The sequence below is a fragment of the Ruminococcus sp. 8Y-12 genome (genome assembly GCF_058119865.1).
This window is the reverse complement of record NZ_CM176623.1, coordinates 55,422-80,857: the sequence shown is the minus strand read 5'-3', so window position 1 is coordinate 80,857 and position 25,436 is coordinate 55,422. Positions and strand designations below refer to the sequence as shown.

At 46.6% G+C, this 25,436-nt stretch carries 29 protein-coding genes; 27 read left to right on the top strand and 2 right to left on the bottom strand.

Annotated features, from left to right (window positions below):
- The first annotated feature begins 10 nt into the window (after positions 1–10).
- A complete protein-coding gene (locus AC0THY_RS00355; protein WP_489992490.1) occupies positions 11–6,859 on the top strand; it encodes a beta-L-arabinofuranosidase domain-containing protein in 6,849 nt (2,282 codons plus the stop codon).
- A gap of 114 nt (positions 6,860–6,973) precedes the next feature.
- Here the strand turns inward: AC0THY_RS00355 and AC0THY_RS00350 are convergent, their stop codons facing one another.
- Positions 6,974–7,834, bottom strand: a complete 861-nt coding sequence (locus tag AC0THY_RS00350) for a class I SAM-dependent methyltransferase (protein WP_489992489.1) — start codon at positions 7,832–7,834, stop codon at positions 6,974–6,976.
- Between the two features lie 7 nt (positions 7,835–7,841).
- Positions 7,842–8,675 carry a GNAT family N-acetyltransferase gene (locus AC0THY_RS00345; protein WP_489992488.1) on the bottom strand — a complete coding sequence of 278 codons (834 nt, stop codon included), beginning with the start codon at positions 8,673–8,675 and terminating at the stop codon, positions 7,842–7,844.
- A gap of 184 nt (positions 8,676–8,859) precedes the next feature.
- Between AC0THY_RS00345 and proC the strand changes: the two genes are divergently transcribed.
- The 26 genes from proC to AC0THY_RS00215 all read left to right on the top strand — a co-directional run bounded on the left by proC (position 8,860) and on the right by AC0THY_RS00215 (position 25,434).
- On the top strand, positions 8,860–9,654 hold the full coding sequence (proC, locus tag AC0THY_RS00340; protein WP_489992487.1) for a pyrroline-5-carboxylate reductase: 795 nt from the start codon (positions 8,860–8,862) through the stop codon (positions 9,652–9,654).
- A 12-nt stretch (positions 9,655–9,666) separates the two neighbouring features.
- The gene (locus AC0THY_RS00335) at positions 9,667–11,046 is read left to right on the top strand and encodes an aminopeptidase (RefSeq protein WP_489992486.1); all 1,380 of its coding nucleotides are present in this window, start codon (positions 9,667–9,669) and stop codon (positions 11,044–11,046) included.
- A 215-nt stretch (positions 11,047–11,261) separates the two neighbouring features.
- Positions 11,262–12,812 (top strand): sodium/proline symporter PutP, encoded by a 1,551-nt coding sequence (gene putP / locus AC0THY_RS00330; RefSeq protein WP_489992485.1) that lies wholly within the window; start codon positions 11,262–11,264, stop codon positions 12,810–12,812.
- A gap of 679 nt (positions 12,813–13,491) precedes the next feature.
- Positions 13,492–13,809 (top strand): 30S ribosomal protein S10, encoded by a 318-nt coding sequence (gene rpsJ, locus AC0THY_RS00325; RefSeq protein ID WP_489992484.1) that lies wholly within the window; start codon positions 13,492–13,494, stop codon positions 13,807–13,809.
- A 131-nt stretch (positions 13,810–13,940) separates the two neighbouring features.
- On the top strand, positions 13,941–14,576 hold the full coding sequence (rplC, locus tag AC0THY_RS00320) for a 50S ribosomal protein L3 (protein WP_489992483.1): 636 nt from the start codon (positions 13,941–13,943) through the stop codon (positions 14,574–14,576).
- Between the two features lie 26 nt (positions 14,577–14,602).
- A complete protein-coding gene (gene rplD / locus AC0THY_RS00315; protein ID WP_489992482.1) occupies positions 14,603–15,223 on the top strand; it encodes a 50S ribosomal protein L4 in 621 nt (206 codons plus the stop codon).
- The gene (rplW, locus tag AC0THY_RS00310) at positions 15,223–15,522 is read left to right on the top strand and encodes a 50S ribosomal protein L23 (protein WP_489992481.1); all 300 of its coding nucleotides are present in this window, start codon (positions 15,223–15,225) and stop codon (positions 15,520–15,522) included. Before rplD ends, rplW begins: the two co-directional genes overlap by 1 nt.
- Positions 15,523–15,654: 132 nt before the next feature.
- Positions 15,655–16,494: a 50S ribosomal protein L2 gene (gene rplB / locus AC0THY_RS00305; protein ID WP_489992480.1), complete on the top strand. Its 840-nt coding sequence runs from the start codon at positions 15,655–15,657 to the stop codon at positions 16,492–16,494.
- A 40-nt stretch (positions 16,495–16,534) separates the two neighbouring features.
- On the top strand, positions 16,535–16,816 hold the full coding sequence (gene rpsS, locus AC0THY_RS00300) for a 30S ribosomal protein S19 (RefSeq protein WP_489992479.1): 282 nt from the start codon (positions 16,535–16,537) through the stop codon (positions 16,814–16,816).
- Between the two features lie 78 nt (positions 16,817–16,894).
- Entirely contained in the window at positions 16,895–17,281 is a 387-nt protein-coding gene (gene rplV, locus AC0THY_RS00295; protein WP_489992478.1) for a 50S ribosomal protein L22, read from the top strand.
- 10 nt (positions 17,282–17,291) lie between these two features.
- Positions 17,292–17,948: a 30S ribosomal protein S3 gene (gene rpsC, locus AC0THY_RS00290; protein WP_489992477.1), complete on the top strand. Its 657-nt coding sequence runs from the start codon at positions 17,292–17,294 to the stop codon at positions 17,946–17,948.
- The gene (rplP, locus tag AC0THY_RS00285) at positions 17,948–18,385 is read left to right on the top strand and encodes a 50S ribosomal protein L16 (protein WP_489992476.1); all 438 of its coding nucleotides are present in this window, start codon (positions 17,948–17,950) and stop codon (positions 18,383–18,385) included. Before rpsC ends, rplP begins: the two co-directional genes overlap by 1 nt.
- Positions 18,375–18,581: a 50S ribosomal protein L29 gene (gene rpmC, locus AC0THY_RS00280; RefSeq protein WP_489992475.1), complete on the top strand. Its 207-nt coding sequence runs from the start codon at positions 18,375–18,377 to the stop codon at positions 18,579–18,581. The genes rplP and rpmC overlap by 11 nt, the downstream gene beginning before the upstream one ends.
- Positions 18,582–18,657: 76 nt before the next feature.
- Positions 18,658–18,912 (top strand): 30S ribosomal protein S17, encoded by a 255-nt coding sequence (gene rpsQ / locus AC0THY_RS00275; protein WP_489992474.1) that lies wholly within the window; start codon positions 18,658–18,660, stop codon positions 18,910–18,912.
- An 18-nt stretch (positions 18,913–18,930) separates the two neighbouring features.
- On the top strand, positions 18,931–19,299 hold the full coding sequence (gene rplN, locus AC0THY_RS00270; RefSeq protein WP_022350144.1) for a 50S ribosomal protein L14: 369 nt from the start codon (positions 18,931–18,933) through the stop codon (positions 19,297–19,299).
- Between the two features lie 12 nt (positions 19,300–19,311).
- Positions 19,312–19,623: a 50S ribosomal protein L24 gene (rplX, locus tag AC0THY_RS00265; protein ID WP_489992473.1), complete on the top strand. Its 312-nt coding sequence runs from the start codon at positions 19,312–19,314 to the stop codon at positions 19,621–19,623.
- Positions 19,624–19,649: 26 nt separating this feature from the next.
- Positions 19,650–20,189: a 50S ribosomal protein L5 gene (gene rplE / locus AC0THY_RS00260; RefSeq protein WP_489992472.1), complete on the top strand. Its 540-nt coding sequence runs from the start codon at positions 19,650–19,652 to the stop codon at positions 20,187–20,189.
- A gap of 17 nt (positions 20,190–20,206) precedes the next feature.
- The gene (locus AC0THY_RS00255) at positions 20,207–20,392 is read left to right on the top strand and encodes a type Z 30S ribosomal protein S14 (RefSeq protein WP_489992471.1); all 186 of its coding nucleotides are present in this window, start codon (positions 20,207–20,209) and stop codon (positions 20,390–20,392) included.
- A 145-nt stretch (positions 20,393–20,537) separates the two neighbouring features.
- Entirely contained in the window at positions 20,538–20,939 is a 402-nt protein-coding gene (gene rpsH / locus AC0THY_RS00250; protein ID WP_489992470.1) for a 30S ribosomal protein S8, read from the top strand.
- Between the two features lie 199 nt (positions 20,940–21,138).
- Positions 21,139–21,678: a 50S ribosomal protein L6 gene (gene rplF / locus AC0THY_RS00245; RefSeq protein ID WP_489992469.1), complete on the top strand. Its 540-nt coding sequence runs from the start codon at positions 21,139–21,141 to the stop codon at positions 21,676–21,678.
- A 17-nt stretch (positions 21,679–21,695) separates the two neighbouring features.
- Entirely contained in the window at positions 21,696–22,064 is a 369-nt protein-coding gene (gene rplR, locus AC0THY_RS00240; RefSeq protein ID WP_489992468.1) for a 50S ribosomal protein L18, read from the top strand.
- A 17-nt stretch (positions 22,065–22,081) separates the two neighbouring features.
- Positions 22,082–22,591, top strand: coding sequence for a 30S ribosomal protein S5 (rpsE, locus tag AC0THY_RS00235; protein ID WP_489992467.1), 510 nt, complete (start codon positions 22,082–22,084; stop codon positions 22,589–22,591).
- Positions 22,592–22,605: 14 nt separating this feature from the next.
- Positions 22,606–22,788 (top strand): 50S ribosomal protein L30, encoded by a 183-nt coding sequence (gene rpmD, locus AC0THY_RS00230; RefSeq protein ID WP_489992466.1) that lies wholly within the window; start codon positions 22,606–22,608, stop codon positions 22,786–22,788.
- A gap of 24 nt (positions 22,789–22,812) precedes the next feature.
- Positions 22,813–23,253: a 50S ribosomal protein L15 gene (rplO, locus tag AC0THY_RS00225; RefSeq protein ID WP_489992465.1), complete on the top strand. Its 441-nt coding sequence runs from the start codon at positions 22,813–22,815 to the stop codon at positions 23,251–23,253.
- Positions 23,253–24,569 (top strand): preprotein translocase subunit SecY, encoded by a 1,317-nt coding sequence (gene secY, locus AC0THY_RS00220; protein ID WP_489992464.1) that lies wholly within the window; start codon positions 23,253–23,255, stop codon positions 24,567–24,569. Before rplO ends, secY begins: the two co-directional genes overlap by 1 nt.
- Before the next feature lie 220 nt (positions 24,570–24,789).
- The gene (locus AC0THY_RS00215) at positions 24,790–25,434 is read left to right on the top strand and encodes an adenylate kinase (protein ID WP_489992463.1); all 645 of its coding nucleotides are present in this window, start codon (positions 24,790–24,792) and stop codon (positions 25,432–25,434) included.
- Positions 25,435–25,436 lie beyond the last annotated feature (2 nt).

Sequence of the window (25,436 nt, the reverse complement as noted above, 5' to 3'; positions counted from 1 at the left end):
AGAAGGATAAATGAAAAAAAGAGTGATTGCTTTTGTTATGTGCCTAGTTCTGGTATTTTCAATGCTGCCGGCTGCGTGTCTGGACAGTGTTGCTGCCGCTGAGACAGAAGTAGAAGTTGAGCTGGGTGAGAATATTGCCCTGAAAGCTACCGCCTATGCGGACTACACGAACACAGGAACAAATGTAAAAAATGTAAACAACGGTATTTTGGCAACAGGTTCTGCGACCACATGGAATACATGGAAAAAAGGGGGCGCGGAATATCCGGCTCCGGTTTGGCTGGAGTGGGACGTAGATTACATGGTATCCGGAATGCGCATTATCTGGTGGGCGGATAATGCAAATATAACCGGCAGCGAAGGGGTTACGTTTCCGAAGTCCTGCGAGGTGGAATATTTAAATGACAATGGTGAGTGGACTAAAATAACCGGTATGCAAAATGAGGCGGGAGCACAGGTTGATACCATGGGTGTCCTTTATAATCCCAGCGACGGAAATGGTCTCAATGGCAGCAATAAGCTCTGGAATGTCGTAACCTTTCCGGAGCCGGTGAGAACAAAGAAGCTGCGATTGCTGATAGAACGCAACGGTACGGGAGACAACGGTATCGGTATCAGCGAATGGGAGGTATTTGGAGGAAAAGCTCCGTCAGATTTGGGAGTCGGTGAAAATATTGCCTTGAAAGGGCAGGTAGAAGCTGAATATTCAAATAACGGCACATCGCCATCCAACGTCAATGATGGAAAGTTAGCCGTGGGAGCTTCTACAACCTGGAATACCTGGAAGCTAAACGGCTATACATATCCATGCCCGATTACAATCAAATGGGATAAGGAGTATGAAATTTCAAGCATGAAGCTCATGTGGTGGGCGGATGACATAGACGGGCCAGGATCGTCAGGCGGCGGAGACGGAGTGATGTTCCCCAAAAGCTGTCAGGTCCAGTATTATGACTTGTCCCAAAAAGCCTGGATTGATGCTGCCGGTATGGTGGATGAAACAGGCGCCATGGTGGATGCCCTGGGTGTGAAATATGGAACGGCAGCAGAAGCGGGAGAGGATCAGACTGCTTTTACGCAGGAAAAAAACCGTTACTGGAATGGGGTAATATTTAAAAGCAAGATAAAGACGAACCAGCTTCGTCTGCTGATTGACCGCCAGGACGGCGCGACCGTTAACAGCGGAATCGGAATAGGTGAATGGGAAGTGTACGGAGAGGAAGCGGTGCGCAATATTGCGGATGGAGTGAATATCGCTTCACGGGCTGTCGCCACTGCAGAATATTCAAACACAGACACAGCGCCCGAAAGGGTGAATGATCTGTCGCTTGCCGGGAATGCGGCTACATCCTGGAACACCTGGAAATTGGGGGGAGATCTTACCTATCCGCAGCCAATCACTTTAACCTGGGATGAGCCTTACGACATCTCAAGTATGCGCGTCATGTGGTGGGCAGATGATTTGGAGGCCGGTACCTCCAGTGGAGACGGGGTACTTTATCCAAAGAGCTGCGAGGCTTGGTATTTTGACTATGACCAAAACGACTGGGCACAGCTTACGGATATGACAAATGAAAACGGCGAAAAGGTTTCAACTGTAGGTGTTCTGGGCGAGGGAACACAGGGTAATAACCGGGTGTGGAACGGAGTGCTCTTCAATACCCCTGTAAAAACAACAAAGCTGCGCCTCTACATCGACCGTCCGGATGGCACTACCGAGCGAGGCGGAATCGGGATTGGTGAATGGGAAGTCTATGGCGAAAAAGTAAAAAATGAAATGGTATCCGCCAAAATATCAGGAAAGAACAGGCTGGTAAAAAGCGAGGTCTCAAGCTACTATGGAGTGAGTGTGCCAGGTGAGTTATCCGGTACATTTGACTACGAGTGGTCGGTTCCTGAGGAGTCAAAGGATATTCTTCAGATTATAGGGGGCAGTGATCAGCAGGAGGCTCAGGTGAAGGCTCTGGACACCGGAAAGGGAACATTACATCTGAAGCTGACCTACAAAGAAGATGATATCCAGACGGTCAGGGAGACTAGCTTTGAGGTTCAGATAGACGAAATTACAAGTGTTGATGACTATATAACCACAACTATGGAAGGCAGGGAACCGATTCTTCCTAAAACGGTTGTAGCAAACGGCATCACATTTGATACACCGACACCTTCTCTAAAGAGTTCGACAAATCCATCGTTTGATTTTGCCGAGACCTTCGATTCCAAACTGGTTCCGGTAGAATGGGAACCCATAGACCCCAGTGCTTACAGTAAGGCTGGAAATGTATTTGAGGTAACGGGAAAAGTATTAAACAGTGACCTGACTGCCACAGCTAAAATTACTGTAAATAAAAAAGTGGCTGCACCGGATGAAAACAGTACGGTGACATTCGAAAACATAAAGCTGACTGATGAATTTTGGCTGCCCAAGCAGAGAGTGAATGCGCTGAATTCATTAAACGCGGCTATTTACCGAATTGGCCTGTCCTCCGGTGGTGAACCAAACTTTGACAATGCAATAAAACGGTTAAACGGAGAACCCTACAGTCCATTCAGCGGCCTGGTATTTCAGGATACGGATATTTATAAAACGCTGGAGGCTATTTCTTACACGCTATCCGTGATTCAGGATGAAACAGAGCCGGAGATCACAGAGCAGAAAAAGAACTTGGAAGATACTTTGCAGCGGTGGATCGAAAAGATTGAAAAAGTACAATATGCAGATGGCTATATCAATACCCACTTTACGCTCCGGGCAGCTGCATATGAAGGCGGCAGGGCGCCGGGAACGCACCGCTGGAGAAATTTCAACAATCACGAGATGTATAATGCGGGACATTTCCTGGAGTCCGTAGTAGCCTATACGCGGTACAGGGAAGGAATCGGTGATCCGGATTACAGCCTTTATGTGGCGGGCAGGAGATTTGCGGATCATGTTGTAGAGCGTTTCGGTCCGGAGGGAACACGCCATGAGGTACCCGGACATGAGGAGATAGAGCTTGCCCTTGTAAAATTTGCGAAATTAGTGGAAGAGTACGAGGGTGCAGGTGCCGGACAGAAATATGTCGATACCGCAAAGCTTCTGATCGACAGACGTGGAGAAGATTATAAGTTAAGGGAGAGCGGATACAGGGGGTATACGGAAGGCGTAAGAGAATACTCCCAGGATGCCAAGCCGTTCACAGAGGAGACAAATGCAGTGGGACATGCGGTGCGCGCGGCTTATTTGTACACGGGAGCAACGGACGTGGCAAGGCTGCTGCCGGACAGTGATCCGGATAAAACAGCATATATGAGCATTCTGGACAATATCTGGGATTCTGTGGCTAACCGCAAGACATACATTACCGGCGGAATAGGCGTGGCCTCCCACGGAGAGGACTTTGGCGGGGATTATGAGCTGCCCAATAATGACTCCTACAATGAAATCTGTGCTTCCATTGCACTTACAAACTGGAACCAGAGAATGAATCTGGTGCACGAGGATACAAAGTATGTGGATGTGATGGAGCGTGCGCTGTATAACGGCGTTTTAGTCGGAACCAATCTTGAAGGAAACAAATTTTACTATGCAACAAAACTGGAAATACCCAAGAAAGGGAATGTGGTTGACGGAGGAATGTACGGAGGAGTACAGCGTCAGGACTGGTTTAACTGTGCATGCTGTCCTCCAAACCTTATGCGGACAATTGCAAAATTAAGCGAGTACATTTATACAACACACAAGGATAATGTTTTTGTTAACTTATTTATCGGAAGTGATGGACACGTAAATGTAGACGGAACCAGGGTTGGCCTGAAGCAGGAGACCCAATACCCGTGGAATGGTGCGGTAAAGCTGACGGTACAGCCGGAGGAGAAAAAAAGCTTTACAATGAATATTCGTATTCCGGGCTGGGTCAAAGAGCAAAAGGATAAGAAGGTTACGATTCGCGTTAATGACACAGAAGTAACGGAAAAGGCAAAGAAGGGGTATGTGGCAATTACCAGAGAATGGGATGTGAATGACGTCATCACCATAGACATGCCCATGGAGATCAGAAAGACGGAAGCAAACCCCAAGGTGGTGACAAACAAAGATAAGATTGCCATCGAGAGAGGGCCAATTGTATACGCGATCGAAAAAGCAGGCAATGCCCAGATCAACAAAGAGACAATCAGTGAAAATGAGTTTGATCCACGGAACTTTGTGATTCCAAGAGACGCAAGACTGACGGCTGACTATGACGCAGATTTACTGAAAGGCGTAATGGAAATAACGGGTGATGTCACGTACAAGAAGGGGACGGAAACAGTTCCTGCAAAATTACAGGCGATTCCGTACTATGCGTCAAACAACAGAGGTGACAGCGGAGTCTATGGGGATGGTATCTCTACCAGAATGACAGTTTGGACAGCGGCATCCGGTACGCCAGTGGCCAGATATACGGTATCTTTAGATCCAAATGGGGGAACGGTTTCAAAAACATCCTTTGATGTGGCTGATGGCTCAGAGATCGGCGAACTGCCCGAACCGGAGAGGTTATATCACCTGTTCCAGGGTTGGTATACCGAGAAAGAGGGTGGAGAAAAAGTTACCGAAGAGACAATTGTTACCGGCAATATGACGCTTTACGCCCATTGGGTATTAAATTCAGAGGTGGCGATCCGAACAGTTACGTTGAATCCAAATGGGGGAAAAGTAACGCCTGCATCTCTGGATATTGAATCGGGGAATGCTATAGGAGCACTGCCGACTCCCACAAAGACGGGTTCTGTTTTTCAGGGATGGTTTACTTCTCTGGAAGGCGGGAAACAGGTACAAGCGAATGACATTGTAAACGAGAACATGACTATTTTTGCCCGCTGGATTGATCAGGATGTAGTATTTGGGGCTTCGGGCGCACAGACGGAGACAGATGGCACCTATTTAATAGCCATGACGGGCGGCACTTCATCCGAGGGCGCGGATCATGCAGCTGCATATATTCAGGGTGTAACAGCTACAGGAGGCTCTCCGCTTGGAAGTACTCGGATAGGATGTCTTGCGTTTAAACTTCTGGATGAATGGAAAGCCATGGACCCGGATAAGATCACTGCAACCGTTACCATGAATGTGTCGAGAGTGAACGGAAATCTGGGAACAGCAAAGACAAAAGCGGCACTTTTTGCAGTGGATAAACCGCTGAATGAGATAACGCTGACAAACGCATCCACTTATCCCGCGAAGGATTTGGATTATTCCGCCACAGCCACTGTATTCAGCAATGAATGGATTGCGGCAAATGATACAGGCAATAAAACCTTTGATGTTACGGATATGGTAAAGCAGGCTTTAAAAGATCCCGATGCCACGCACGCGATATTCCGTCTGCAGACAGTCATCTCCGGATTTTATGTAACAAATCAAGGAGAAAACGCTCCGGCGTTGATTGTCAGTGAAAAGCCGGCTGAAAAAGAGGCAGGTAAATTGACCATTAAATGCGATGGCTTTACCTACAATGGCAAGACAAAGCCGAATCCCCAGGTTGTCTCCACAACGAATACAGGAGCAGCGGTAACGTATAAGTATTACAGCGATCAGGCATGCGAGAAGGAAATCACAGCGCCAGTAAATGCAGGAACCTACTACGTAAAGGGAACAGCGGCAGAGACAGAAACGCATACGAGCGCAGCCTCGGCAGCCGTAAAATTTACGATTGCCAAGGCACAGCCAACGTACACGGATACTTCAGAGATCAAGCTGACGGCAAAAACAGGCCAGACGCTCAATGATGTTAAGCTGCAGCTGCCGGACGGCTTCCATTTTGAAGCAGACTTAACGACTCCGGTAGGAGAGGTGGGGAAAAATACGCATAAGGTGAGCTTTACTCCCGCAGATACAGATAACTACGAGATCGTTACAGGGCTTAAGGTTATAATTATGGTAACCTCCCCGGAGAAAGAGCTGGGGTCCCTGACCATCAGCTGCGCGGGTTTTGTGTATACCGGAACAAAGAAACCGGTTCCCATGGTGGTTTCAACAACGAATTCGGATGCAGCGGTAACGTACAGGTATTACAGTGATCAGGCCTGTACAAAGGAAATCGCAGCGCCAGTAAATGCGGGAACCTACTACGTAATTGGAATAGCGGCGGAGACAGAAACACATATGACGGCAACCTCAGCGGCGGTGAGCTTTACAATAGGCAAAGCAGAGGGAGCAATCACGATTCAATGTGTCGGATTTGTATCCAACGGAAAGACAAAACCGAGTCCGCAGATCATTGCCATAACTGGTCAGGCAGCAAAAGTAAGCTATAAGTATTACAGTGATCAAGCATGTAAGAAAGAAATCTCTGCACCGGTGAGTGCGGGAACCTATTATGTCAGGGCAACGGCAGAAGAGACACAGAACTATCGAAGCGCGGTTTCGAATGTGGTGAAGTTTACTATTCAGAGGGAAATACCGAAAAAGAACAGCAGCTGGAAAGTCGGGAATTATAATTATAAGGTGACAAAGGCAGCTGCGAAGAACGGTACAGTAGAATTAAAATCTCCCAGAAAGAAGACCTTGAAAACCGCCACAATACCGTCCACCATTAAGATTAACGGATATACATTTAAGGTTACCAGCATTTCCGCAAACGCCTTTAAAAATAACAAGAGGCTGCGGAAGGTTACAATTGGCAGCAATGTGAAAAAGATAGGAAAGAGTGCATTCAGTGGATGCAAGTCATTAAGAACCATTTACTTGAAAACAAAAGTTCTGACCAGTGTTGGAAAGAGCGCCCTGAAAGGAATCTCATCTAAAGCAAAGATACAGTCACCAAAGGGCAAGAAGAAGGCATATACAAAATTATTTAAAAATAAAGGTCAGAAGAAAACGGTAAAAGTAAAGTAAAAACAGAGTAAAAAAATGCTCCCTTCTGGGTAGACAAGAGAAATAATATAAACTTGTCTCCTGGGAGGGAGCATTATTTTGTGATAATACCTATGATAACCGAAGAAAAATACATTAGTTCTGTGACCAGCGCCCGGATGCCCCGCAGGGAAGGACCAAACCGTTGGAGGAGACGGGCAGTCCCACCTCCTGGGAATCCACATGTCCCTGAAATTGGCGAAGCTCCGTGGCCAGCATATAGGTCAGGACAGCAGGGGCCAGCCCGGTTGTATAGGAATTGACCAGGAAAAAGAGCGGGCGGTCACAGAGGAGCCGGCTGCACAGCCTGATCAGGGAATGGATGCAGTCCTCAATTTTCCAGATCTCCCCCTTGGGGCCTCTTCCGTAGGAGGGAGGGTCCATGATAATGGCATCGTAATGGTTACCCCTGCGGATCTCCCGCTCCACGAACTTTACGCAGTCGTCCACGATCCAGCGGATAGGGGCCTCTGAGAGCCCGGAGGAGCGAGCGTTTTCCTTGGCCCACCCCACCATGCCCTTTGAGGCGTCCACATGGGTTACGGATGCCCCAGCGACTGCACAGGCCAGGGTAGCTCCTCCGGTGTAGGCAAAGAGATTCAGCACTTTCACAGGCCGCCCTGCCTCGCGGATTTTTTTAGAAAACCAATCCCAGTTGGCGGCCTGCTCCGGAAAGAGCCCTGTGTGCTTAAAGCTGAAGGGCTTAAGGTTGAAGGTGAGGGTTTTATAACAGATAGTCCACTGCTGTGGCAGGTCAAAAAACTCCCATTCTCCGCCTCCCTTTTTACTGCGGTGGTAATGACCGTTCCTCGTTTTCCAGCCCCTGTGTGTCTTAGGGGTATCCCAGATTACCTGGGGGTCTGGCCGTACCAGGAGGTAGTCTCCCCAGCGTTCCAGCTTTTCTCCCTTTGAGGTGTCGATCACCTCATAATCCTTCCATTGATCTGCAATCCACATTTTATTCTTATTTCCTTTCTGTCAATTGTTTGGATCGGAACCAGTAGGTATAAAACTTCTGGTATCCCAGAGTCTCATATAAATGTTTGGCTCCCACATTGCCCTGAACCACCTGAAGGTAGGCATGTCTGGCCCCCTTTTTTTCAGCTTCCGAGAGAATGGCGGAGCAGATGGCCCGTGCAAAGTTTTTGTGACGGCAGCTGGCATCCACATAGATGGCGTACAGGCCGATATGCCCTCTGTCCAAAATGCCCAGGCCGGATGCAACTGTGCGGCCGTCGATCTCAATAAAGGCCACAATGGTCTCCTTAGGAATGGCCTTAAACATAGAAGGCACTATCCGGCGCAGGGTGGGGTTGGTGGTTCCGTTTAAGCGAAATAGGGAGGTGATCCACTCATCCGTAATCCTGTCGCGCATCTGGACAATGGTGAATTCCGGATATTCGATAAAGGAGGGCAGGCCGGAATTTCGGCCATAATATTCATATTCAGCTGAGACAGCTCCGTAAGGCCGGAACTTGTCCATGGGCATGGTCATGACCTCAGTGGTGTGCCGTATATCATAGCCCTTTTCTGCAAGGAGCTGGTCAAAGGACGGGTCCAGCAGAGGGTTAATTTTAAAGTTCGCCGGTGTGTGGAAGTTGCAATACATATCCTCGCAGTAGGCGATCTTTTCTTCCACTGGAATGGATGAGGCGCCCACCTGTTCCACGCTGTTAGTACGGTATGTGTAATTATGGGAAAAACGGATCAGCCATCCGTCATAGAGCTCGATCTTGTGGGACGGCCAGGCGTTCAGAGAAATCTCCTCAATTAATTTCATGTAAGCTTCGTCTTTCATGGCACCTCCAAGCTTAAGAAACCCTTTGGGGGTTTAATACTGTTCTTTATTATAGGGCAAAAGGCAGGGAGATTCAACTGATTTCTGGGCTGCGCCGTCGAAAAAACGCGTGGAAACTTAACTTGACCATATCTCTTTGATTTGATAAAGTGTTAATAGAGTTTAGCAAAGGAGGCAATATAATATGAAGTTAGGTTTTATCGGGTGTGGAAATATGGCAGGAGCCATGGTTGGCGGAATCCTGAAAAATAATCTTATCCCCGCAGGTGAGATCATTGCATCTACTTTGCGGGCAGAATCTCTGGAAAAAGTGCGGAAGACCTACGGAATCTGTACAGAACCGGACAACAGAGCCGTGGCGCGGGAGTCCGGGATATTGGTCTTGGGCGTTAAGCCGCAGTATTACCAGCAGGTGATTGAGGAAATCAAGGATTCGGTCAGAGAAGACCAGATCGTAGTTTCCATTGCGCCTGGAAAGACTTTGGAATGGCTGGAGATGAATTTTGGAAAGCCCATGAAGCTTGTCCGCTGTATGCCCAATACGCCCGCGCTTGTGGGTGAGGGAATTACCGGAGTCTGCTGCAACGAGCGGGTATCGGAACAGGAGTTAAACCGGGTGTGCGAGATCTTGTCTGGCTGTGGACAGACAGAGGTGCTGGCGGAGCATCTGCTGGATGTGGTGGTGTCAGTCAGCGGAAGCTCGCCCGCATATGTGTTTATGTTTATCGAAGCCATGGCGGATGCTGCAGTTGCAGATGGAATGCCCCGGGCCCAGGCATATAAGTTTGCCTCTCAGGCTATACTAGGAAGTGCTAAGATGGTGCTGGAGACAGGGAAACATCCGGGAGAGCTGAAGGATATGGTGTGCTCCCCTGGCGGAACCACCATCGAGGCAGTGCGCGTGCTGGAGGAAAAAGGATTCCGCAGCGCCGTGATTGAGGCTATGAAGGCCTGTGTGAGAAAAGGAAAAGGCATGTAGGAGGCAGCGGGAATGGAACGTGAGAATGCATGGAAGAAGTATGATGAGGCGGGACGGGAAAAGGTCTTTCGCTTTGGGAAGGACTATAAACAATTTCTGTCTGCTGGAAAGACAGAGCGGGAATGTGTGGAGGAGATCGTCCGGGAAATCGAGGCAGCCGGGTACCAAAGCCTGCAGCAGGTGATTGACGCCGGGGTGACACTAAAACCGGGAGACAAGGTGTATGCCAACAATATGGGCAAAACTCTGGCCCTCTACCACATGGGGGAGGAACCCATGGAAAAGGGGATGAACATTCTGGGGGCTCATATTGATTCTCCGAGACTGGACTTGAAGCAGAACCCGCTCTATGAGGACACAGACATGGCAATGCTGGAAACCCACTATTACGGCGGCGTCAAGAAGTACCAGTGGGTTGCCCTGCCCCTGGCGCTTCACGGTGTGATGGTAAAAAAGGATGGGAGTACAGTAAAGGTATCCATCGGTGAGGAGCCTTCGGAGCCCGTATTTGGCGTGTCTGATCTGCTGATCCATCTCTCAGGTACGCAGCTTGAGAAGAAGGCGGCAAAGGTCATTGAGGGTGAGGATATGAACATTCTGGTGGGCAGCATCCCCCTTGCGGGCGAGGAGAAAGAGCCGGTAAAGAAACAGATTTTAAAGCTCTTGTATGATAAATACGGTGTGGAGGAGGAGGATTTTCTCTCAGCGGAGCTGGAGGCTGTTCCCGCAGGCCCTGCCAGGGACTACGGCCTGGATAAAAGTATGATCATGTCCTACGGACACGATGACCGGGTATGCGCATATCCCTCCTACCGGGCTATGCTGGAACTTGAGAATGCTAAGCGCACTTGTGTATGCGTATTGGTGGACAAGGAGGAGATTGGCAGCGTAGGTGCAACGGGTATGCAGTCCCGCTTTTTTGAAAATACGGTGGCTGAGGTGATGAACTGTGCAGGACAGTACAGTGAGCTGAAGCTCAGAAGGGCCCTGCGCAATTCCAGAATGCTGTCCTCAGACGTGAGTGCAGCCTTTGATCCCAACTATCCCAGCGTTATGGAAAAGAACAACAGTGCATATTTCGGGAGAGGACTCACCTTCAACAAGTACACAGGTGCCAGAGGCAAATCCGGTTCAAACGATGCCAACGCGGAGTTTATGGCAGCCATTAGAAGAGTGCTGGATGAGCAGAAAGTATCTTACCAGACCGCAGAGCTGGGAAAGGTGGACCAGGGCGGCGGCGGAACCATTGCCTATATCCTGGCAAACTATGGTATGGAGGTGATCGACAGCGGAGTAGCTGTCCTGAATATGCACGCGCCATGGGAGATTGTCAGCAAAGTGGATTTGTATGAGGCATTTTTAGGTTACGTAGCTTTTTTGAAATATATATAAGGATAAAACTTGACGTCACCACTATAATTTGCTAAAGTGTTACTGATATGTTAATGTTCAGACAGTTCTGTGCATTCACTACACAGAATGTAAGAAGGTGATTCAGGAGTGTATAAATCCCATCGCCAAAGGCGGTTTTATATGGATTTATACATGTTACTGTGAATGTGTGGACAGTACACTAATATTACAAAAAAGGATAAGAGGAGAAGAGTATGAGTTCTAACATTGTATGGATTTTGATTGCCTTTGTGGCGTATCTTTGTATGATGCTCGTTGTGGGAGCATTTTATATGAAGAGAAACAAAAACGCAGATGATTTTTTCCTGGGAGGCAGGGGACTTAGCGGCTGGGTAGCAGCGCTTTCCGCCCAGGCCTCAGACATGAGCGGATGGCTGCTCATGGGACTTCCGGGAGCAGTGTACGCGCTGGGTACCGGGCAGGCCTGGATTGCCATCGGACTGTTTATCGGGACGGTACTCAACTGGATCTGTATTTCCTCCAGACTGAGACGGTATACCATCAGGGCTAACAATTCCGTGACCTTTCCGGAATATCTGGAAAACCGTTTCCACGACAAGAAAAAGGTTCTGCTATTGATCTCATCTATTGTGATCGTGATTTTCTTCCTGGTTTATACCGCATCTGCACTTGCGGCGGGAGGAAAGCTCTTTGCCAGCGTGTTTGGCATGGACTATACAGTGGCTCTCACCATCGGGGCTGCGGTAATTCTGGCTTACACTTTTATGGGCGGCTTTATGGCAGTCTGCACTACGGACTTCATTCAGGGAATGCTGATGCTGGTGGGACTTTTGGTGGTTCCTATCGTAGCATATTTTGTGATGGGCCCCAGTAACCTGTCCGCCAATCTGGCTGCCAGCGACGTGGCAGGCGGGGTGGACTCCTATCTGAATCTGTTCCACAACGGAGGAAAGCCCTACAGTGCCGTTGACATTATCTCACAGATCGGCTGGGGGCTGGGCTACTGCGGAATGCCCCATATTTTGACCAGGTTTATGGCGGTTAAGAGCGAAAAGGAACTGAAGAAATCCAGAGTGATTGCGATTATCTGGGTGGCCATCTCCCTGGGAATGGCAGTGGTGATCGGCGTAGTCGGAAGAGCTTACCTGTTCCCGGCAATCCTGGGCAGTGAAGGTGCAGTTTCCACTGAGAACGTGTTTATTGAAATGATCACAAAGCTGTTTACCAGCGATATTGCGCTTCCCTTTGTGGGCGGTATTTTCCTCTGCGGAATACTGGCGGCCATCATGTCCACTGCGGATTCCCAGCTGCTGATCACCGCATCCTCCGCATCCAAGGATATTTATCAGGGTGTCATCAACCCCAAGGCCAATGACAAGAAGGTGCTGATGATCAGCCGGGGAACCGTTATCGTGGTAGCTGTAGTGGCCTACCTGATTGCCCTGGACCCCAACAGCAGTATCATGGGGCTGGTATCTAATGCCTGGGCAGGCCTTGGCGCTGCATTTGGACCCACCATTGTGTTATCACTGTTCTGGAAGCGGACGAATCTGGCGGGAGCCGTTGCCGGCATCGTATCCGGCGGTGCCACCGTAATACTCTGGGATTACATACCGCTGGCCGGAGGCCAGACACTGGGGGCAGCTACAGGGCTGTATTCACTGGTGGTAGGATTTGCGATCAGCCTGCTGCTGATTGTGGTGTTCAGTCTGATGACCAAGGCTCCTGACGAGGAGATGCTTAGGGAATTTGACGATGTGGCAAAAAAAAGGAATATTGAGTAAGCCAACAATCGGTATTTTATTTGCGGTATTAGCCGGACGTCACCCGGGTGACTGTATTCTGGAACCGCAAATTTTCCCTAAGTTTGTTTGCAAATCGTGTGGGTGGCACCATCTCCCGGGAGACCCCATCTTTGGCCTGAAAGGAACAGCTTACTCTGGTGCAGGGCGATGCTTCGTGGACAATTGGCGTGCGTTTTTAGTGGAGATGAAATCCTCTGCCTACGGAAACTTAGTCGTGAGGGCTTTCCCGAACGACTTAGTTGTAGTTGGCAGATAGTTCATCGGAATGTTGCACGCGTCCACGAAGCATCGCCCTGCGCCGGAGGAAGCGTCCTCTTCAGCAGCAACATAAAAATTGTTTTGAAAAAAGAACAAAAAAAAACGAAAAACCCTTGCAAATGCGAGGGTTTTCCTTTATAATACTTCGTGTTGTGACCTTGATAGCGTAGAAGCGTGAGGTTGCTGCGGATCATACCGCAGGTTTTCCGTGGAGCGAATGTCAAGTTATGAAAACTGGCGACAAGTCACTGTACAATAATAACTGACCATGAACGTCCAAAGCCATAAATCAGGACGCAGAGTGGAAAACAACGTGTGGAACTTTATGATACACACGGGAGAGTGTACAGTCACCGCTTGTCGTACTGCAATTAAGTGCGAAAAGGAGGCGACTTTTTTTATGGCAAGTCAAGTAATGAGAATCACATTGAAGGCATACGATCATCAGCTTATTGATGCATCCGCCAAAAAGATCATCGAAACTGTAAAGAAGAACGGAGCAAAGGTGAGTGGACCGGTACCCCTTCCGACAAAGAAAGAGGTAGTTACCATTCTGAGAGCGGTACACAAATACAAAGACTCCAGAGAGCAGTTCGAGCAGAGAACTCATAAGAGACTGATCGATATCATCACACCGACCCAGAAGACGGTGGATGCTCTGTCCAGACTGGAAATGCCGGCTGGCGTATATATCGATATCAAAATGAAAACCAAATAAGCAGACGCAACTGAGAATTATCCTAAAAGGTTGATATAGAAGTAACGATAAGTTCCACTTATATTAACTGTTTGACTAGGATGATTGCACAACACGGTGTAATCCGCTGTAGAAGAACAGGAGGTAAAGCAATGAAGAAAGCGATTTTAGCTACAAAAGTCGGAATGACTCAAATCTTCAACGAAGACGGAGTGTTGACTCCAGTAACCGTACTTCAGGCTGGTCCCTGTGTGGTAACACAGGTAAAGACCGTTGAGAATGATGGCTACGACGCAGTTCAGGTAGGTTTTGTTGACAAGAGAGAAAAACTGGTGAACAAGCCTATGAAAGGTCAGTTTGACAAAGCTGGTGTTTCTTACAAGAGATTTTTAAAAGAGTTCAAGTTTGACAATGCGGCTGAGTATGCAGTGGCTCAGGAGATCAAGGCTGACATCTTTGAGGCCGGCGACAAGATCGACGCAACTGCAGTATCAAAAGGTAAAGGATTCCAGGGCGCAATCAAGAGACACGGACAGTCCAGAGGACCTATGGCTCACGGCTCTAAATTCCACCGTCACGCAGGTTCAAACGGCGCAGCATCCGATCCCAGCAAGGTATTCAAGGGTAAAAAGATGCCAGGCCAGATGGGTAACAAGAAAGTAACCATCCAGAATCTGGAGATCGTAAAAGTAGATGCAGAGAACAATCTTCTTTTAATAAAGGGTGCAGTACCAGGACCTAAGAAATCTTTAGTAACGATTAAAGAAACTGTAAAATCTGGTAAATAGGATTTTGTGAAAGGAGGAACACACAGATGGCAAACGTATCTGTTTACAATATGGAAGGCAAAGAAGTTGGCACAATAGAACTGAACGATGCCGTATTTGGTGTTGAAGTAAACGAACACCTGGTACACATGGCAGTTGTAAGCCAGCTTGCAAATAAACGTCAGGGAACACAGAAGGCTAAGACACGTTCTGAAGTTTCCGGCGGTGGAAGAAAACCCTGGAGACAGAAGGGAACCGGTCATGCAAGACAGGGTTCAACAAGAGCTCCCCAGTGGACGGGCGGCGGTGTTGTATTCGCACCGGTACCGAGAGACTACTCTTTCAAGATGAACAAGAAAGAGAGAAGACTGGCTCTTAAGTCCGCTCTGACAGCAAAGGTTCAGGAGAACAAGCTGGTTGTCCTGGATGAACTGAAATTTGACGAGATCAAGACAAAGGCAATGAAGAATGTGCTGGACAGCCTGAATTTAAAGAAGGCTCTGGTAGTTACAAAGGACAATGATGAGAAGGTGGTATTATCCGCCAGAAACATCCCGGATGTAAAGACTGCTCTGACCAACACGATCAATGTTTACGATATCTTAAAATACAACACAGTTGTTCTGACAAAGGATGCTGTGGCAACAATTGAGGAGGTGTACGCATAATGGCAGCAATTCAGTACTATGACGTAATCCTTAAACCGGTTGTTACTGAGAAGAGTATGAACGCTATGGCTGAGAAGAAATACACTTTCCTGGTTCATACGGAAGCGACAAAGAATCAGATCAAGGAAGCTGTTGAAAAGATGTTCGAGGGTACAAAGGTAAAAAGCGTAAATACCATGAACCTGGACGGAAAGAAAAAAAGACGCGGTATGACCGTTGGAAGAACAGCAAAATCCAAGAAAGCGATTGTGACTCTGACTGAGGAGTCCAAAGACATCGAACTCTTCGAGGGTCTGTAAGAACTTCGCACCTCAGGATTTGAGGCCGGAAGAAACTATACGCAGCGAAAAGCGTGACAATAAATATTCGAGGCGCCCAACAGGCATAGCACTAAGCACCGCCTGGCTGGGACACAGAAAGGAGAAACAAAAATGGGAATTAAGACATATAACCCATATACACCTTCCAGAAGACAGATGAGTGGTTCTGACTTTGCTGAGATCACAAAGAAAGAGCCGGAGAAGAGCCTTCTGGTATCCCTTCAGAAAAACTCTGGACGTAACAACCAGGGTAAAATCACAGTGAGACACCGCGGCGGCGGTTCCAGAAGAAAATATAGAATCATTGACTTCAAGAGAAAGAAAGATGGTATCCCTGCAACTGTTGTCGGTATCGAGTATGATCCGAACAGAACTGCAAACATCGCTCTGATCTGCTACGCAGACGGCGAGAAGGCATACATCCTTGCTCCTGAAGGACTAAAAGATGGCATGAAGGTTATGAACGGACCGGAGGCTGAGGTGAGAGTAGGAAACTGCCTGCCCTTATCCGAGATCCCGGTTGGTACTATGGTTCACAACATTGAATTATATCCTGGAAAGGGCGGACAGATGGTTCGTTCTGCAGGAAATGCAGCACAGTTAATGGCAAAAGAAGGAAAGTACGCAACACTTCGTCTTCCTTCAGGTGAGATGAGAATGGTTCCGATCAACTGCCGCGCAACCATCGGTGTTGTTGGAAACGGCGACCACAGCCTGATCAACATCGGTAAAGCCGGAAGAAAGCGTCACATGGGTATCAGACCTACTGTCCGCGGTTCTGTTATGAACCCCAACGACCATCCACACGGTGGTGGTGAAGGTAAGACAGGTATCGGCCGTCCGGGTCCATGCACACCTTGGGGCAAACCTGCTCTTGGCTTGAAGACCAGAAAGAAACACAAACAGTCTAACAAGCTGATCGTAAGAAGACGCGACGGTAAAGCGATTTAACAGTTAATCAAAATCAGAGATTATAAGGAGGTTAGAACCTATGGCTCGCTCACTGAAAAAAGGACCATTTGCAGATGAAAGCTTACTGAAAAAGGTAGATGCTATGAACGCAGCAGGCGACAAGCAGGTGATCAAAACCTGGTCCCGTCGTTCTACAATCTTTCCACAGATGGTTGGACATACAATAGCAGTTCATGACGGTAGAAAACATGTTCCGGTATATGTTACAGAGGATATGGTTGGACACAAGCTTGGAGAGTTTGTAGCAACCAGAACCTACAGAGGACATGGTAAAGACGAGAAAAAATCTGGCGTTCGCTAGAAATTAGACATTGCGGCCTGATGGGTATCTGTGGATGCCCTCCAGGTGCGGACAATATGAAAAAGGAGGTTTCATCCCATGGCAAAAGGACATAGATCCCAAATCAAGAGAGAAAGAAATGCTAACAAGGACACAAGACCCTCAGCTAAGTTATCTTACGCTAGAGTTTCTGTTCAGAAAGCATGCTACGTTTTAGATGCCATCAGAGGTAAAGATGTACAGACAGCTCTCGGAATTGTAACTTACAATCCCAGATATGCTTCTGAGTTAATAGGTAAATTACTGAAATCGGCAATTGCAAATGCTGAGAATAACAATGGAATGAATGTTGAGAATCTTTATGTAGAAGAGTGCTACGCAAACAAAGGACCTACAATGAAGAGAATCAGACCAAGAGCACAGGGCAGGGCTTACAGAATCGAGAAGAGAATGAGTCATATCACCATCGTGCTGAATGAAAGATAGGAGGTAAAGCATGGGACAGAAAGTTAATCCACACGGCCTGAGAGTCGGTGTTATTAAAGACTGGGATTCAAAATGGTATGCTGAAGGCTCTTTCGCTGATTACTTGGTAGAAGACTACAACATCAGAACATACCTGAAGAAAAAGTTATTCAGTGCCGGAGTTGCAAAGATTGAAATCGAGAGAGCTTCTGACAGAGTAAAAGTGATCATCTATACCGCAAAACCGGGTGTTGTTATCGGTAAAGGCGGATCAGAGATCGAGAAAGTGAAAGCAGAAGTTCAGAAATTAACAGATAAAAAGTTGATCATTGATATTAAAGAAGTAAAGAGACCGGATAAGGATGCTCAGCTGGTTGCAGAAAACATTGCACAGCAGCTTGAGAATCGTGTATCTTTCCGACGCGCTATGAAGTCTACCATGGGACGTTCCATGAAGGCTGGCGTTAAGGGTATCAAGACAGCCGTTTCCGGACGTCTGGGCGGTGCAGATATGGCACGTACCGAGTTCTACAGCGAGGGCACCATTCCTCTTCAGACACTTCGTGCAGACATTGACTACGGTTTCGCAGAAGCAGACACCACTTACGGAAAATGTGGCGTAAAAGTATGGATTTACAAGGGCGAAGTACTTCCAACTAAAGGACCAAAGGAAGGGAGCGATAAATAATGTTAATGCCAAAGAGAGTAAAACGTCGTAAACAGTTCCGTGGTTCCATGGCTGGTAAAGCTACCAGAGGCAACAAGATTACCTACGGTGAGTATGGTCTTGTCGCTACCGAACCATGTTGGATTAAATCAAACCAGATTGAGGCAGCCCGTGTTGCCATGACACGTTATATCAAGCGTGGCGGTAAGGTTTGGATCAAGATTTTCCCGGATAAGCCAGTAACAGCTAAACCGGCAGAAACTCGTATGGGTTCCGGTAAAGGAACATTGGAATACTGGGTAGCAGTTGTAAAACCAGGACGCGTAATGTTCGAACTTGCAGGAGTACCGGAGGAAGTAGCACGCGAAGCATTGCGTCTTGCTATGCACAAGTTACCTTGTAAATGCAAGATCGTTTCTCGCGCAGATTTAGAAGGCGGTGATAACAGTGAAAATTAATAAGTATGTAGAAGATTTAAAGGCAAAATCAGCTGCAGAATTAAACGAAGAATTAGTAGCTGCTAAGAAGGAACTCTTTAACTTAAGATTCCAGAACGCAACGAATCAGTTAGATAACACAAGCAGAATTAAAGAGGTTCGCAAGAACATCGCACGTATTCAGACCGTTATTACTGAAAAGGCTCAGCAGGCGTAAGCCATCCTTAAAACTTGAGGGATGATCCCTAAGACCCAAGGAATTCCTAGGAAACCCATGAAAGGAGTAAATGGACGTGGAAAGAAATCTTAGAAAAACCCGTACCGGTAAAGTCGTAAGCGACAAGATGGATAAGACAATTGTTGTTGCAATCGAAGACCATGTAAAACATCCACTTTACAAAAAGATCGTAAAGAAGACATATAAATTAAAAGCACATGACGAGAACAATGAGTGCCGCAAGGGCGATACCGTTAAAGTGATGGAGACAAGACCATTATCCAAGGATAAGAGATGGAGACTTGTTGAAGTTGTTGAGAAAGCAAGATAGTATAGGAGGTATATCAGCATGATACAGCAAGAGAGTAGACTGAAAGTAGCTGATAACACTGGTGCGAAAGAAATCCTCTGTATCAGGGTTATGGGCGGTTCTACCAGAAGATATGCAAATATCGGTGATGTGATCGTAGCTACGGTTAAAGATGCAACACCAGGCGGTGTTGTTAAAAAAGGTGATGTTGTAAAGGCTGTAGTAGTTCGTACAGTAAAAGGCGCTCGTCGTAAAGACGGTTCTTATATCAAGTTCGATGAAAACGCTGCTGTAATTATTAAAGATGACAAGACTCCGAGAGGAACTCGTATTTTTGGACCAGTAGCCAGAGAGCTTCGTGAAAAACAGTTTATGAAAATTGTTTCACTTGCTCCGGAAGTATTATAAGGAGGTTCTACAATGTCAGCTATGAAGATAAAAAAGGGTGATACAGTTAAGGTAATCACCGGAAAAGATAAAGACAAAGAGGGCAAGGTAATCGCTGTTGACACAAAGAACCACCGAGTTCTGGTGGAAGGTGTGAACATGGTTACCAAGCACACAAAACCATCTGCTGGAAATCAGCAGGGCGGAATTGTGAACAAGGAAGCTTATATCGACATATCCAATGTTATGATGCTCTGCAAAGGCAAAGTGACCAGAGTAGGCTTCAAGATGGACGGAGATAAGAAAGTCCGCGTTGCCAAGGCAAGCGGTGAAGTGATCGATTAATTATTAAAGAGAGGAGGTCGCACAAGTTGAGTAGACTGAAAGAGATTTACAAGAATGAAATCGTAGATGCTATGATGAAGAAATTTGAATATAAAAATGTAATGCAGGTTCCGAAGATTGACAAAGTGGTTATCAACATGGGTGTTGGCGAAGCGAAAGACAACGCAAAGGCCCTGGAGACTGCTGTAAAGGATATGGAAATCATTGCTGGCCAGAAGGCTGTCCTGACAAAAGCAAAGAACTCTGTGGCTAACTTCAAAATCAGAGAAGGTATGGCAATCGGATGTAAAGTTACCCTGCGCGGTGAGAGAATGTATGAGTTTGTTGATCGTCTGATCAATCTGGCACTGCCCCGTGTACGTGACTTCAGGGGTGTAAACCCGAACGCATTCGACGGAAGAGGAAACTATGCTCTGGGTATCAAAGAACAGCTGATTTTCCCTGAAATCGAGTACGACAAAGTAGACAAGGTGAGAGGTATGGACGTGATTTTCGTTACCACTGCCAACACCGACGAAGAAGCACGTGAATTACTGGCACAGTTCAACATGCCGTTTGCGAAATAGTATAGGAGGGAAATTTCATGGCTAAGACAGCAATGAAAATCAAACAGCAGCGTCCGCAGAAGTTCTCCACAAGAGAATACAACCGCTGCAGAATTTGTGGTCGTCCACATGCATATTTGAGAAAATACGGAATCTGCAGAATCTGCTTCCGTGAGTTAGCATATAAAGGACAGATTCCAGGAGTGAAGAAGGCTTCTTGGTAGGCACTGAACACTTAATGAAGTCGAGCGTAAGCGAAGGCTGAATTTAGTGAGAAGGCCGTTCTGTGAACGAAGTGAACAGAACTTCATTTCGTTAAGCCAAAGGCAAGCCGCAGCAAGGAATCATAGAAAAAAGGAGGCAACCTAAATGACAATGAGCGATCCAATCGCAGATATGCTTACAAGAATTCGTAATGCAAATACTGCTAAACATGATACAGTAGATGTACCCGCTTCTAAAATGAAAATTGCTATTGCAGATATCCTTTTGAATGAAGGTTACATCAAAAAATACGATCTCGTTGAGGACGGAAACTTTACGACCATCCGCATTGAACTGAAATACGGTGCGGACAAAAACGAGAAGATCATCACAGGTCTTAAAAGAATCTCTAAACCAGGTTTACGTGTATACGCAAGCAAGGAAGAGCTCCCCAGAGTACTGGGTGGACTGGGTGTGGCGATCATCTCTACAAACCAGGGTGTAATCACCGACAAAGATGCACGCAAGCTTCAGGTCGGCGGAGAAGTACTAGCATTTGTATGGTGACCGAAAGCAACTTAGTGAAAACGAGTCGCAGACGAAGTTTGAACTTAGTGCGAGGTCGTTCGCGAACCTTAATGAATGCAAGCTGAAAGCGCAGCATGAATTTAGTTGAGCGAACATACCCACATAGCAAAGTTAAGCGTTACTGAAAACAGAGAGGGCAAGGCCCCTTTCCGAAAATTTAAGTAAGGAGGACATGAAAATGTCACGTATCGGAAGAATGCCGGTAGCAATCCCAGCAGGTGTAACTGTTACGATTGCGGATGGCAATGTAGTTACCGTAAAAGGCGGCAAGGGAACTCTGGAGAGAGCTCTGCCGGTTGAAATGGAAATCAAGTTAGAAGACAACCAGGTAATTGTCACAAGACCGAATGATTTAAAGAAAATGAAATCTCTTCACGGTTTGACCAGAACCCTGATCCACAACATGGTTGTTGGTGTCAGCGAAGGATATCAGAAAGTTCTGGAAGTAAACGGTGTAGGTTATAAAGCAGCAAAACAGGGTAAGAAATTAGTATTATCTCTTGGTTATTCTCATCCAGTGGAGATGACAGATCCGGAAGGTCTGGAGACTTCAGTAGATGGTAACAAGATCACCGTAAAGGGTATCAGTAAAGAAAAAGTTGGCCAATACGCAGCTGAAATCAGAGAGAAGAGAAAACCGGAGCCTTACAAGGGCAAGGGTATTAAGTATGCTGATGAAGTGATCAGACGTAAAGTTGGTAAGACTGGTAAGAAATAATTAAGGAGAGTGTGAAAATGGTTAGAAAAGAATCCAGATCGAAAATTCGTGTGAATAAGCACAGAAAACAGCGTAACCGTTTCAGTGGCACTACTGAAAGACCCCGCTTGGCTGTGTTTAGAAGTAATAATCATATGTATGCTCAAATTATTGACGATACAGTTGGCAACACTCTTGTTTCTGCAAGCACTCTTCAGAAGGATGTAAAGGCAGAGCTGGAAAAAACCAATAACGTTGATGCAGCAGCATATTTAGGAACAGTTATCGCAAAGAAAGCTTTAGAAAAAGGTATTACCACTGTTGTCTTTGATAGAGGCGGCTTCATATATCAGGGTAAAGTTAAAGCATTAGCAGATGCAGCTAGAGAAGCTGGTCTTGAATTCTAGACAAGGAGGAAGAACACATGAAACATTCAATCATTGATGCTAGTCAGCTCGAACTGAATGAAAAAGTAGTATCAATTAAGCGTGTAACAAAGGTTGTTAAAGGTGGTCGTAACTTCCGCTTTACAGCTTTAGTCGTTGTTGGCGACGGCAACGGACACGTTGGCGCAGGCCTTGGCAAAGCTGCAGAAATTCCTGAAGCAATCCGCAAGGGAAAAGAAGACGCTGCCAAGAGACTGGTCCATGTAGCATTAGATGAGAACGCTAGTATCCCTCATGATTTTATCGGAAAATTCGGCGGTGCAAGCGTACTGTTAAAGAGATCCCCGGAAGGTACCGGAGTGATTGCCGGCGGCCCCGCACGTAACGTATGTGAGCTGGCTGGTATCAAAAATATCCGTACAAAGTCTCTGGGCTCTAACAACAAGCAGAATGTAGTTCTCGCAACAATCGAAGCATTAAAGCAGATCAAATCTCCGGAGGAAGTTGCAAGACTTCGTGGAAAATCTGTTGAAGAGATCCGTGCGTAAGGAGGATTTGAAAAATGGCAGATAAATTAAAAGTAACATTAGTAAAATCTACAATCGGTGCCATCCCCAAACATCGTGCAACGGTTAAGGCACTGGGTTTGAAGAAGCTGAATAAGTCTGTTGAGCTTCCCAACAATGCTGCAACCACAGGTATGATCAAACAGGTACAGCATTTAGTAAAAGTAGAAGAAATCTAAATTATTTGATAAGGAGGTGTCGACATGGATTTATCGAATTTACAGCCGGCTGCAGGCTCAAAGCACAGTGATAATTTCAGAAGAGGACGTGGACACGGTTCAGGAAACGGCAAGACTGCAGGTAAAGGACATAAAGGACAGAAAGCACGTTCAGGGTTACCAAGAGTAGGCTTTGAAGGTGGACAGATGCCTTTATACAGACGTCTTCCCAAGAGAGGCTTCACAAACAGAAACTCTCTGGAAATTGAGGCAATCAATGTAAGCGCTCTGGAGCGGTTTGACAATGACACAGAGGTTACCATTGAACTGCTGCTGGAGACTGGTGTAATTAAGGCACCAAAAGACGGTGTAAAGATTCTTGGAAACGGAGAACTTACGAAGAAGCTTACTGTTAAAGCAAATGCCTTCAGTGAGGGAGCAAAAGCTAAAATAGAAGCACTTGGTGGAAAAGCTGAGGTGATCTAATGTTAGAAACACTGCGTAATGCGTTGAAAATCAAAGATCTTAGAAAGAAGATTTTCTACACATTGATGATGCTGGTAGTAATCAGACTTGGATCTCAGCTGCCGGTACCAGGTGTAGACCGAACATTTTTTGCAAATTGGTTTGCGAATCAGACCAGTGAGGCATTCAACTTCTTTGATGCCTTCACTGGCGGCTCTTTTGAGCAGATGTCAATTTTCGCGTTAAATATTACACCCTACATCACTTCTTCCATTATTATTCAGCTGCTGACCATTGCAATCCCCAAATTAGAGGAGATGCAGAGGGATGGTGAAGACGGAAGAAAGAAATTACAGTCAATCACGCGTTACCTGACCGTTGGCCTGGCACTGGTTGAAGGTTTGGCAATGGCATTTGGATTCGGCAATCAGGGCCTGATTCCGGAGATGAACTTTGTGAATATCGCATCTGTTGTGGTAGCATTGACTGCAGGTTCCGCTTTCCTCATGTGGGTTGGTGAGAGAATCACAGAAAAGGGTGTTGGAAATGGTATTTCCATTGTCCTGATGATTAATATTCTGTCAAGAGTTCCGAATGATATCGTTGGGCTTTTCAGCGATTTCGTGAAGGGAAAGACAGTAGCCAAAGGTGCATTAGCAGCAATCATTATCATTGCTGTCATCGTAGTAACGATCGTTCTGGTTATTATGCTGAACGATGCTCAGAGAAATATTCCTGTGCAGTATGCAAAGAAAATGCAGGGAAGAAAAATGGTGGGTGGACAGTCCACACATATTCCGCTGAAGGTAAATACCGCAGGTGTTATCCCCGTAATCTTTGCTTCTTCCCTTATGTCCATGCCAACGCTGATTGCAACGTTTTTGGGCAAGACGGGTGGAACTGGAGTGGGGGCAACGATTTTGGGAATGCTCAGCCAGCAGAACTGGTTCAATCCCAAGCAGCCCATTTACACAGTAGGTTTCCTGCTCTATGCAGTAATGATTGTATTCTTTGCTTATTTTTACACATCCATTACCTTCAACCCAATTGAGGTAGCGGACAATATGAAAAAGCAGGGCGGTTTTGTTCCTGGTATTCGTCCGGGAAAACCGACTCAGGAATACTTAAATAAGATTTTAAATTACATTATCTTCTTAGGAGCCGTTGGACTTCTGATCGTTGTTACGATACCCATCGTCTTTAATGGTGTGTTTGGTGCATCTGTATCTTTCGGTGGTACATCTATCATTATTATCGTAGGTGTAATTCTTGAGACCCTGAAACAGATTGAATCTCAGATGCTTGTACGTAACTACAAAGGCTTCTTGAGTGACTAAACAGTGTGCTTCTTTGTCTGTCAAAATCTGTACTGCAGATTTTGACAGATAGGATAGTGCACTAAAATGCGTTATGGGACTTAGTGTCATACCTATTTATCGTAAACGGACATATCCGCAGATGTGGATATCCAATGAATAAAAGGTATGACTTTTTAACAAGAATAAGTGTGGATTGAAACAAACCATGTATTATAATATAAAGTTAGGGGGAAATACTATGAAGATTATTATGTTAGGTGCACCGGGTGCGGGCAAAGGGACACAGGCAAAGAAGATTGCTGAGAAATACGGAGTTCCCCATATCTCCACAGGAGACATCTTCCGCGCAAACATTAAAAATGGCACAGAGCTGGGGAAAAAGGCCAAGACCTACATGGATCAGGGACTGCTGGTTCCGGATGAGCTGGTGGTGGACTTGGTGGTTGACAGGGTACAGCAGGATGATTGTGCAAAGGGATACGTGCTGGATGGATTTCCAAGGACGATTCCCCAGGCAGAGAGCCTGGATGCTGCGCTAGATAAGCTGAACGAGAAGATCGACTATGCGATCAACGTGGAGGTTCCGGATGAAAACATCATCAACCGTATGGGCGGAAGACGCGCTTGCGTTGGCTGTGGATCTACATATCACATCGTATACAATGCCCCCAAGACTGGGGACGTGTGTGATGTGTGCGGTGAGAAATTGATCCTCAGGGATGATGACAAGCCGGAAACTGTAAAAAAACGCCTGGATGTGTATCATGAGCAGACACAACCGCTGATTGACTATTACAGCAAAGCGGGCGTATTAAAGGAAGTTGACGGTACATTGAACATGGAAGATGTCTTCCAGGCAATTGTACAAATATTAGGAGCGTAATT